The organism is Spirosoma daeguense (genome assembly GCF_054776875.1).
This window is the reverse complement of sequence record NZ_BAAHBF010000013.1, coordinates 50,931-61,614: the sequence shown is the minus strand read 5'-3', so window position 1 is coordinate 61,614 and position 10,684 is coordinate 50,931. Positions and strand designations below refer to the sequence as shown.

Genomic DNA, 10,684 nt, shown 5'->3' with positions numbered 1-10,684 from the left:
CTCCAAAACCACTGAGGTTGATTAATCCCACAAACCTAGAAAAATACAACGCCCTCCACAACTTTATGAATTGATCCGTTAAGATAAACTCAGGTAAGAGGTATTCGACTAAGGGCAAAAAACTTTCCAAAACGAGCTAGACTTGGGTGAAGCCACAAACCTAGAAAAATACAACCCCCTCCACAACTTTATGAATTGATCCCCCACAACTTAACGAATTGCCCCATTTTTTCTAAAAAAATAGCCTCTAATTCGCTGTGGATTAGAGGCTATTTTTTTTGTTGGCGGTCCGGACGGGGCTCGAACCCGCGACCCCCTGCGTGACAGGCAGGTATTCTAACCAACTGAACTACCGAACCAACTATGATTTAGAACTATTTAGCTAGTGCCGTTGTCCTTAATCGTGGCACAAAAGTAGGCGTTTGATCTATTCAACGCAAGCTTATGGTGAAAAAAAAATGGACTTATAGTGACTCAATTATGCTGTCTGCTGTAAATCAGTAAGTTCGAATTGAAAATATTTTTTTTAGTACAAACATTTTTTCCTGAATGGAAATGGATAAAGGATACGATCGCTAAAAAAAACAGTTTTTGTAAACCTTTGGCCAATAATTTGCAGTTATCATTCTATTAGTACCACCAGGCACGCTATTATGAAACGAGTATTACGAACGCTCCGCTGGATTTTACTAGCCATACTGTTATTGGCAGTCGGAACGCTGGTGGTAGCCTGGTTTATCGATAGTCGTCAGACAGATGAGCAGCTAACGGAGGAGTTTAGCACACTGCGGGTTCGGCCAGTAGTGCACTACTATCGGATCGGTACGTCGAACAGTGCTTCGGAGGAATGCCCGAATCCACGAACGATTCGGTTTATCGAGACGCCCCGTCAGCCGGGCGACTCAACACTGCCCGTTGTTCTTTTTGTTCATGGTGCCCCTAGCTCACTGTCTTTTTTTAAGGAGTTCTTTAAGGATACAACACTGCTAAACCGTGCTCAGCTGGTTGCTGTGGATCGGCCAGGGTATGGCTATTCTGACTTTGGTTGTGTTGAAACATCCATTATTAAACAGGCGGAGCTTTTACAGCCACTCATTGAGCGGTACAAAAAAGCACCGTATCTAATGGTGGTTGGTTCGTCGTATGGTGGGTCTGTTTCGGCTCGATTGGCGATGAACAATCCCGAACGTATTAACCACGTTGTTTTTGTATCATCAGCGCTTGGGCCAGGGCTTGAACGGACATATCCAATCAGTTATTTTGCCGATAGTCCGCTTATTCGGTGGGGAGTGCCACCTTTACTACGTCTGGCGAATGACGAAAAACTGGCGCATCGGCAAGCATTAGAAGCTATGCTGCCTGACTGGCCCAAAATTCGCGCAAATATTACGATGCTTCATGGACAGCGTGACGATCTGGTGTACCCGACAAACGTTACGTTCGCTCAGCATCATCTGATCAATGCGCAAGTGAAACAATTTTTACTGCCCGAAAATCGACACGATATTGTATTCAATAAGCGTGAATACATGACTCAAATTATTCTTGATATTCTTACCCGTCGCGACGTCAAAGAAACCGTGCAAACGAAATCAATGGCAGTCAAATAAGGGAAGTTAAAGGGTTGTAAAGTTGTAGGGTTATAAAGTTTTACGGTATGGATAGCCAACTTTATAACCCTACAACTTTACAACCCTTTAACTTCTCCATCACACCGTTATCTCAATCCGGTTTTGTTCAGGGTCAAGTACTATGCTTTCGTAGTATCCATCTCCGGTTCTTCGAGGTTCGCCTATTACAACGTATCCTTCGCTACGTAGCTGATTTGTTAGGTGGTTTACCTTGTCTTCACTACCAACTGAAATAGCCAAGTGCGTTAAGCCTATATATTGCGTAAGTCCCGAATTTGCCTGGTCAATGATGCCGGGCATTTGCATTAATTCCAGACGAGGTCCACCCTTTGAGAAACTGAGAAAATAAGAAGAAAACTCTTTGTGAGTATTTATGTATTTGTTGTTGGAGGTAGCGCCAAAATAGGTTTGGTAAAATGTACGCATTTGCTCAAGATTTCGTACCCAAATGGCTATATGTTCGATTCGCATATTATTTGATTTACTCAGCTTGGAGGGTGAATTTTTGAGTCAGGTTTTGGGGTCATTGTAAATGCTACGTCTTTACAATACCAGCGCAGGCATCCAGAAAACGCCATCCCCCAGCCAACGGTACCGCTCGTTTTTAAGAAAATAGTTCGGATACCGCTGAATGCCATACAAGGTTAAACTCATAATAGCGAGCATGAGTGCAGAACGTTGTGCAAAACGATCGGTAGTACGAAAGCAAAGCGTTAACCCTGTTGCAATGACTAAAAACGTGAGCCAGCGAAGTATAGTGTCGCAGCGTTCAAGACCGATAAACGTAGCAAGTGAAAATAATGACTGGGATGGACTTTCGCGTTGTTCCATTACAGCAAACAGTAGTAGGTTCTGAAACGCAATGCCTATAAACATCAGCCATTCGGCAATTTCAATGCCACTAACAACAGGACGCTGGACCCAAACACTTCCCCAGACACCAGTAGCGTATAAAAGTGCAACCAGTGGTTCTTTCAATAATAAGGCCGGATGACGGGCTGGAAGCCGAAAAACTGCGCCGACATAGGCTGCACAAATACCACCAAGTACAATTCCGAACTTAACAACACTACTGGGTAGAAAAAACGTAAGAATACCCGCTACTACTGTGGCTCCAATAACCACACGCCAGAGCAACGGCTCATAGTTATGATGAAAACGATGACGAGGTGTTAAGGGCTGTTTGCTGGAATTACTGCCGAAACGTTGTACATCCAACAGCCGATCGACCGTGTAAATGATAAAAATAGCCAATGCCAGCACAACAGGAGTTGCCCAGTGGATAGGTGTTACGTCGGAAAGCCTTGCAGCCATTCGATTCGACAGTACAGCGCCGATAACAACAGGAAGGCTCAGGTAGTAAAGAGGGCGTAAATAAGTAAGCAAGGCGACACGTACGGTTGGTATATAAAGGTATTTAATACGTAGTATTGACCGGAACAGGCGGTGCCAGCCAAGGCTCCTGACGCTGAATTACGTCGATCGGCTGACCAACACGTAGCGTTCCTAGAGTCGAATTTCCAACTCCCTGCGCCAGTACGTTTTGCCCGAACAGAATTTTAGCGTTCCATTGCCGATAGGTTTTTAGCGTACGTAATGGTTCTTTCCCAGGTTTAGCAGTTTCAGGATCAATGGTCGTTAGTACGCAGCGGGCGCAGGGTTTTACGCCGTAAAAATCGAGTTCACCCACGCGAAAATGTTGCCAGCCATCTTCTTCGTAAGGCAGACTATCGTTCACGACAATATTGGGCCGGAAACGTTTCATTTCAATAGGTTCGGCAAGGCGCTGATTTAAATGGTTGAGCGATGACTGACCAATGAGCAAATACGGATATCCATCAGCAAAACTAACAGCATCATTGTTGCGTGCGTATTTAGAATCAACGCTGCGATACGTAGTATCGGGCATATGTACTAACCGACAGGGCTTTCCAAGTATGTCCGAAAACCAGGCGTCGGCTTCTGCACTAACCGTTTGAGCAGGCACATCTTTGCTATCCCAAATGTTAACTAGCATCGTTTCCTGAACTTCGGAAGACGTAGCAACAGCGGGGGGTAAAGGCAGATTTAATACGTTGTCGGGGTTATGCCGGTGCCAGACACGTAGTATGTTATCGTTAATTGCTACGTCGATGAGTGCCATCTGGTGATTAGTCCGTTGGGTCATAAACTCACCCTCGGGCGATACAAGCATAAACCGACGATCATAGCGAAATCCTTTCGGCTCAACAACCACCTCCGAAACGGAGATGCCTCCAAGCGATTTGATTGGGTAGATATATAATTCGGAAATAGTCATCATGGTCGTGAATGGGCGACAACGTAAAAAATGATTTGGCTTAAAAACTCATTCTAGGTAACGGACTGACGGTTTGGTCAGTAAAATCGCCCTGCTCGTATTTAAATTGGGCGGCCATGGCAATCATGGCTGCATTGTCGGTACAATATTCAAATTTGGGAATAAATACGTTCCATCCCTGTTCGTCTCCCAACGCAAGGAGCGCGCTACGTAGTCCGCTGTTCGCCGATACGCCCCCTGCAATAGCAATATCACGAATTCCAGTTTCGCGGGCCGCTCGTTTGAGTTTCGTAAGTAACATCTGTACCAGCGTATGCTGAATGCTCGCGCAAATGTCGGCCAGGTTTTCCTGAATAAAATCAGGATTTGTTTTTGTGTTATCGCGGAGGAAATATAGGATTGCGGTTTTTATGCCGCTAAACGAAAAGTCCAGATTCGGCATTTCACCCATCGGAAACCGAAATGCCTTCGGATTACCTTCTTTGGCGTATTTATCGATGAGTGGGCCGCCGGGGTAGGGCAGCCCCAGCAATTTAGCCGATTTATCAAACGCTTCACCGACCGCATCGTCCTGAGTCTGTCCAATAACAGTCATACGTAACGGATCATCGACTCGCACAAGTTGGGTATGACCACCGCTAACCGTAAGACACAGAAACGGGAACGTGGGCGCAGGGCTTTCGAGGAAGTGCGCCAATACGTGTGCCTGCATGTGATTTACCTCGATAAGCGGAATATTCAACCCTAATGCCAGTGCTTTGGCAAACGATGCGCCGACCAATAAAGAGCCTAATAAACCGGGGCCACGGGTAAAAGCAACGGCATTTACATCGTTTTTCGATAGTTTTGCGTCTTGTAAAGCGCGCTCAACTACGGGTAAAATATGCTGTTGATGGGCACGCGAAGCTAATTCGGGTACTACGCCCCCGTATTTTTCGTGAATTAACTGAGTGGCAATTATGTTCGACCGAATATGGCCGTCGGCTAAAACTGCCGCCGACGTTTCGTCGCAGGATGATTCGATGGCTAAAATATTCACTCTACAAAACTAATGAATTACAAGGTAGTTTGGTTTCTGTAGAGTGGTTTGAAGGTGGTTGGTGCTACGTTCATTGGTCTAAAACAAAGGTAGCATTGGCAGCAAAAAATGATTTTCGAAAAAACAATGAAAGTGATTACTAAACCGTTTCCTCAGTTAGTGATCCAAGTGAATATTTTTTAGGTTAATCGTTGTATATTAGGCATTTCCGTGCTGAATGCGTCAGTTTTTCGCCATATTCCTTAAAACGCTGCTCTACGTTGTACTGACGGTACTGGGCTTGTCGCTGGGCATACTGATAAGCTTGCAGATGCCAGCTGTGCAGACCAAACTAGCGCAGAAAGCCGCCGGTTGGCTCTCCGAAAAGCTTCGTTTTCCGGTTGATATTGAGGCCGTATCGATTAAGTGGTTCGATTCGCTGACGTTAACGAATCTGACCATCAAAGACCTTCAGAATCGGCCAATGATCCTTGTCGGACGGCTCGATGCCAATTATGACCTGCGTAATCTAATCGATTCGTCGGCGCACAATATCCATCTGGACGAAGTGGTTTTGTACCAACCGGATGTTCGGATGATAAAAAATCCAAAAAACGGCGATACGAATCTTGATGATTTCATCGCCCGTATCGAAGAGCTTACATCCGATCCAACCAAACCGAGCATTCCCAATCAGAACGTACCGTTTACGGTGTCGCATATTCATCTGGTCGAAGGTAAATACACCCTTGAAGACCCGCGTGAACCCTTAATGAATGATCGGAATAGCTTTGATTACAACCATTTTACGTTTCAGAATCTTAATGCCGAAGTTCACGATTTTCTGGTTCTGGGCGATACCATAGCCTTCAATGCCAGTGGATTATCGGGCATTGATCGTGGCTCACAGCTGAAAATTAAGCGACTCGATACCAAGTTCTTATACTGCAATACAAAGCTCGAACTGGGCCGTCTATATGCTCATATCGGTAACTCCATTATACGTAACGAACTGACGTTTCTGTACGACAAACCGTCGGCATTTGGCGATTTTAACAGCCGGGTGCTGATGCAGGCGCGTTTCCGGGATAGCGAAGTGCAGTCGAAAGATCTGGGCTACTTTTCGGAATACCTGCGTGGCCTCAACGAAACCTGGTTGCTGAGTGGGTATTTTACGGGAACGGTTGAGGATTTCCGGCTTCGTAATATGGATTTGCGGTTTGGTCCGCAGGGACGTAGTCAGTTGTCGGGTGAAGTGGCCTGGAAAGGATTACCCGATATGGACCATACAACAGTCGACTTTGCTTTCACACCGTCGGTAGTTAATATGGCCGATATCCGGCAGTATTATCCGGATTCATCGTTTAACCAAACCGTTCAGAAACTGGGTATCGCTACCTTCAATGCTACGTTCACCGGGGCCTTCGATAATTTTAAAACGAAAGGTACTTTTCAAACGGCTATTGGGAACGTAACGGGTGATCTGGCGTTGAAACTGGCTGATAATGGTGACCAGACAACGTACAACGCAAATCTGAAAGCCGATAACCTTGAGCTAGGGCAACTGATTAATGACCCGGACCAATTTGGAAAGATAAATGGTGAAGGGCGCGTAGTAGGGCAGGGTACTAATCTGGAGCGTGCCGCTATTGACCTCAATGGGAAGTTCAGTAAGTTTGGCTGGCAAGGTTATGAATATCGGAACGTAGCGGCAAACGGAAATCTACAAAAAGCCCTTTTCGTAGGCTCACTCAATATTGATGATCCAAATGTTGCGTTTAGTCTTGATGGTGAATTTAACCTGAGTGGCCCTCGTAAGCACTACGATCTTCGCGGAACGGTACAACGAGCCGATTTGCAGGCCATGGGTTATCTGTCTGATTCATTGGTGATTAACACGGATCTTGATGTGCAGCTCGAAGGCAAAAACCTCGACGATATTGTGGGAAGTGCTACGTTGACCAACACAAAACTTACCCGAAACAGACGCCAGCTTGCTATCAATAAACTGACGCTGGTATCGTCTATTGAGCGTAATAGTGTGCAGGATACCGTTCTTTTGCAACGTTATTTCGATCTGGAATCTGATTTTTTGACCACTCGTTTGCAGGGTAATTTTCAGCCTCAGCGAACAATTGATGATTTAACCCAACTGGCAAAGGAATATCAACTCTATTTCAACGGCAATGCTGCGGGTATGAAAACGTATTATGCCCAGAAACTGCGCCAGAAATCTCTGAATCCATCGAAAAGATACGGAGTTGACTATCAGATCATAACAAGAAATAGTGCTCCATTGCTGGCCTTTTTTGGATCGGGAGTTTACATAGCACCATCCACGCAGCTAGAAGGTCGATTTACGGTCGATAATACGTCGTTTTTAACGGCCAACGTAAAAACGGATTCGCTACGTCTGGGCTTGGTTTCGTTTGGCCCGAGCGATCTGGACTTGACAACATCCAAATTTATTTATGGAAAAGAAGTGCTTGCTTCGGCCATTATTTCGTCGAAGTGGCAGGCATTCAGTGCTATGTTGCCAACCCGTAATTTGCAGGCCGAAGCTTCCTGGGATATCGATCATATTGATTTTACGAGTGCCATAGAGCAGGTAGACAGTAGCGGTCAACATCTGAACCGTGCTGATTTGAATGGTGAACTACGCTTTAAAGGCGATGCCATCGACCTCACCTTCCGCCAGTCGAAACTACGTGTGCTTGAGAGTGACTGGATTCTTAATTCGCAGGGATTAATTCGGAAAGTGGGCGATGAATACACCGTCCGTGATTTGTCGTTGCAGAACCAGAGTCAACTAGTGCGGGCTTCCGGAAAAATTTCGGCTGATTCTGTCGAACATCTCAATGTTGAGGCCAAAAACTTTTTGCTGGCTTCCTTAAACTCGGTTTTGAAAACTACCTTGGGAGGCACCCTCAATGGAACCGTGGCCATACGTAACGTTTATACACTGCCAATTCTGGAAAGTACGTTGTCTGTGAGTGCGTTGTCGTATCAGAATGCGTTGCTGGGCGATGTGCGGGGCGAAGGCGTCTGGGATCAACAGGCGCAACGTCTGAATGTAGATGCGCACGTAAGCCGAAGCGGAGCCGACGTAGTAACCATTACTGGTACGTATACCCCGCAGCGAAAAACAGATCCATTGGCGATAAAAGCCACCGTAAATAATGCTGATTTGAAACTGGTAGAGCCGTTCACAACCGATCTTTTCTCGAACCTTAGCGGTACGCTCAATGGCGTGATAACTGCATCGGGTACACCAGCCTCGCCGGTGTTGAAGGGAGAAGTTACGGTGAAAAACGGCCGTGGTCGATTCGATTACCTGAAAGCTGATTTTACGTTCGATGATAAAATCTATTTCGGTGAAAATGATATTATTGCTCGTCAACTGACGTTGCGCGATGCTGAAGGTAATACGGCATTGGTGCGCGGAGGAGTTTACCACGACCGTTTCCGGTTTTTTACGCTGGGTTTCGATGCCGATTTTCGAAACTTTAAAATCATGAACACGCAGGCTAAAGATAATGATGCGTTTTATGGCCAGGCGGTGATAACAGGCAAGGCCGAACTCTTCGGGCCACTCGATAATCTAGTGATTCGGGCCAACGTAACGAGTAATAAAGGCACTCGAATTTATATTCCTCTGGATGGTGCTACGTCGGTTGATACCGATGATCAGATTCGTTTTGTGGACAGAGTGGCATTATCCAAACCAACGAGCCAAACCGTTAAACAAGCCGAACAGCCGCTGCTTGACCTGTCGCGAATTCAGATGGATTTTAATTTTGACATTACGCCCGATGCGTACTGCGAAATCCAACTGGATCGGCAAACAGGCGACATTATCAGCGCTTATGGGCAGGGGCGTCTGGCTATGAAGGTAGATACCAAAGGCGATTTTGTGATGACTGGTAATTATGAAATCCAGAAAGGCGATTACACCTTTACCTTCCAGAATATCCTCAACAAACGCTTCCAGATTCAGCCAAACAGCCGTATTACATGGACAGGTGATCCTTATAGCGCGCTTCTGAACGTAACGGCGGCTTATACGCAATACACGTCACTGTCGCCCTTACTACCTCAAAATAGTACGTCGACCCCCGGCACCGACCAGACCCGCCGGTATCCGGTCGATTTGCTGATTAAGTTAAATGGCGATTTAGGTTTACCGGCGGTTAGTTATGATCTCGACATAAAAGAGTATCCGGCATCTGCTTCATTCCGCCAAGCCGTTACGGCGTTTGAGTCGCGGCTTCAGAGTAACGATCAGGAGTTGACGCGTCAGGTAAGTAGTATTCTTCTATTTAATCAGCTACTGCCCGAAGGCGCAGGTTTGTTTGAGCAAGGGCAAGTGAACACGGGTGTATTTAATAGCGTGAGCGAACTGCTGTCTAATCAGATTAGCCGTATGGCGTCGAATCTGGACGAAAATCTGGACGTAGGTGTGTCGATTGGCGGGTTCACCAGCACGAATCAAAACGAAAATCTGCTGAATAATCTACAACTACGCTTTTCGTACCGGTTGCTAAATGATCGACTACGTATTAGCCGTGACGGTGGGTTTACGTATGGCCAGAGCCAATATAATGCTGCGAGCTTGCTGGGCGAATGGACGCTGGAATATTTTGTTACACCCGACGGTCGTTTTCGGGTAAAAGCCTATAACAGAAATCAGCAAAGTGTGCTGAATCAGGCAAGTTTGAATAGTACAATTACCACCGGAGGAGGAGTGAGTTTTCTCTATACACGATCATTTAACCGGCTTTTTGGGGGCAAACGTAACGCCCCCGGTCTGGTGCCTGACAAAACAAACGACGAGCCTACACCCGTCGCTGTTCCTATATCAAGTTTTTCGTTCCCCGGGAGATCGGCTCTGTAGTAGAATAACCGTAATTATTTTTATTTTTCTACGCTTATGCTACGTTGCCGAACGGCTTCATAAAGCACGACACCCGTAGCAACCGATACGTTGAGTGAGCCCACGGCACCCAGAAGTGGAATTTTTACGTGTGTATCGGCCATACGTAGCAACTCAGGGGAGATACCGTCTTCTTCAGAACCCATAATGACGGCGATTGGACCGGTAAGGTCTGTGTTACGTTCGTAGAGGTCGCGGCTCGATTTTTCGGTACAGGCAACAACGGTAATGCCTGATTCCTGCAAATATTTTACGGTTTCGGTTAAGTCAGGCTCGCGGCAGACGGATATATGATTTAGGGCTCCCGATGAGGTTTTCATCGCATCGGAGTTGATAGCTGCCGCTCCTCGGCCCGGAATCACAATGCACTGAACGCCTGTGCACTCGGCTGTTCGGGCAATGGCGCCGAAGTTTCGAACGTCAGTGATACGGTCTAACAGCAGTATGAAAGGGGTTTCGCCCCGTTCGTATACATCGGCAATTACGTTCGACAGTTTTACGTACTGAACCTGTGCTACCAGACAAATGACACCCTGATGATTTTTCCGGGTCAATCGGTCAAGTCTTTCAACAGGAACTCGCTGGATTGTTACGCGATTCTGAAAGGCAAGATTCTGAATTTCAGGATGGCTCAAGCCTTTTTCCATATACAGCTTATCAATCTGCTGATCGGAACGTAGCGTTTCAATAACCGATTGAATACCAAAGACCATTTCGTCGGGTTGAGGCCGAAACTGGGGGCGCTGACGAGGGCGAAAATTACGGTTTTCTTGTTGGGGCATTATTAAATGAGATGTATGATC

The 10,684-nt window shown here is 46.3% G+C and carries 7 protein-coding genes and 1 tRNA gene; 2 read left to right on the top strand and 6 right to left on the bottom strand.

Features of this window, described 5'->3' with window-relative positions; all coding sequences use genetic code 11:
• Nucleotides 1–282: 282 nt before the first annotated feature.
• A tRNA-Asp gene (locus tag ACYVD4_RS31340) sits at nt 283–359 on the bottom strand.
• 294 nt (nt 360–653) lie between these two features.
• Here ACYVD4_RS31340 and ACYVD4_RS31335 point away from each other — a divergent pair.
• Nucleotides 654–1,610 carry an alpha/beta fold hydrolase gene (locus tag ACYVD4_RS31335; RefSeq protein ID WP_460952325.1) on the top strand — a complete coding sequence of 319 codons (957 nt, stop codon included), beginning with the start codon at nt 654–656 and terminating at the stop codon, nt 1,608–1,610.
• Between the two features lie 99 nt (nt 1,611–1,709).
• Here ACYVD4_RS31335 and ACYVD4_RS31330 read toward each other — a convergent pair whose 3' ends face one another.
• The 4 genes from ACYVD4_RS31330 to tsaD form a co-directional block, all read right to left on the bottom strand.
• Nucleotides 1,710–2,102, bottom strand: a complete 393-nt coding sequence (locus ACYVD4_RS31330; RefSeq protein ID WP_460952324.1) for a VOC family protein — start codon at nt 2,100–2,102, stop codon at nt 1,710–1,712.
• A 72-nt stretch (nt 2,103–2,174) separates the two neighbouring features.
• Nucleotides 2,175–3,017 carry a hypothetical protein gene (locus tag ACYVD4_RS31325; RefSeq protein ID WP_460952322.1) on the bottom strand — a complete coding sequence of 281 codons (843 nt, stop codon included), beginning with the start codon at nt 3,015–3,017 and terminating at the stop codon, nt 2,175–2,177.
• 31 nt (nt 3,018–3,048) lie between these two features.
• Entirely contained in the window at nt 3,049–3,930 is an 882-nt protein-coding gene (locus tag ACYVD4_RS31320) for an MOSC domain-containing protein (RefSeq protein WP_460952329.1), read from the bottom strand.
• A 40-nt stretch (nt 3,931–3,970) separates the two neighbouring features.
• Nucleotides 3,971–4,969, bottom strand: coding sequence for a tRNA (adenosine(37)-N6)-threonylcarbamoyltransferase complex transferase subunit TsaD (tsaD, locus tag ACYVD4_RS31315; protein ID WP_460952321.1), 999 nt, complete (start codon nt 4,967–4,969; stop codon nt 3,971–3,973).
• A gap of 217 nt (nt 4,970–5,186) precedes the next feature.
• Between tsaD and ACYVD4_RS31310 the strand changes: the two genes are divergently transcribed.
• The gene (locus tag ACYVD4_RS31310) at nt 5,187–9,842 is read left to right on the top strand and encodes a translocation/assembly module TamB domain-containing protein (RefSeq protein ID WP_460952320.1); all 4,656 of its coding nucleotides are present in this window, start codon (nt 5,187–5,189) and stop codon (nt 9,840–9,842) included.
• A gap of 20 nt (nt 9,843–9,862) precedes the next feature.
• Here the strand turns inward: ACYVD4_RS31310 and rlmB are convergent, their stop codons facing one another.
• Nucleotides 9,863–10,663 (bottom strand): 23S rRNA (guanosine(2251)-2'-O)-methyltransferase RlmB, encoded by an 801-nt coding sequence (rlmB, locus tag ACYVD4_RS31305; RefSeq protein WP_460952318.1) that lies wholly within the window; start codon nt 10,661–10,663, stop codon nt 9,863–9,865.
• Nucleotides 10,664–10,684 lie beyond the last annotated feature (21 nt).

Excerpts from the sequence above, each read along its gene's own strand:
- ACYVD4_RS31335 (WP_460952325.1), top strand. The coding sequence starts at position 654 with ATGAAACGAGTATTACGAACGCTCCGCTGGATTTTACTAGCCATACTG.
- ACYVD4_RS31330 (WP_460952324.1), bottom strand. The coding sequence starts at position 2,102 with ATGCGAATCGAACATATAGCCATTTGGGTACGAAATCTTGAGCAAATG.
- ACYVD4_RS31320 (WP_460952329.1), bottom strand. The coding sequence starts at position 3,930 with ATGACTATTTCCGAATTATATATCTACCCAATCAAATCGCTTGGAGGC.
- ACYVD4_RS31310 (WP_460952320.1), top strand. The coding sequence starts at position 5,187 with ATGCGTCAGTTTTTCGCCATATTCCTTAAAACGCTGCTCTACGTTGTA.
- rlmB (WP_460952318.1), bottom strand. The coding sequence starts at position 10,663 with ATGCCCCAACAAGAAAACCGTAATTTTCGCCCTCGTCAGCGCCCCCAG.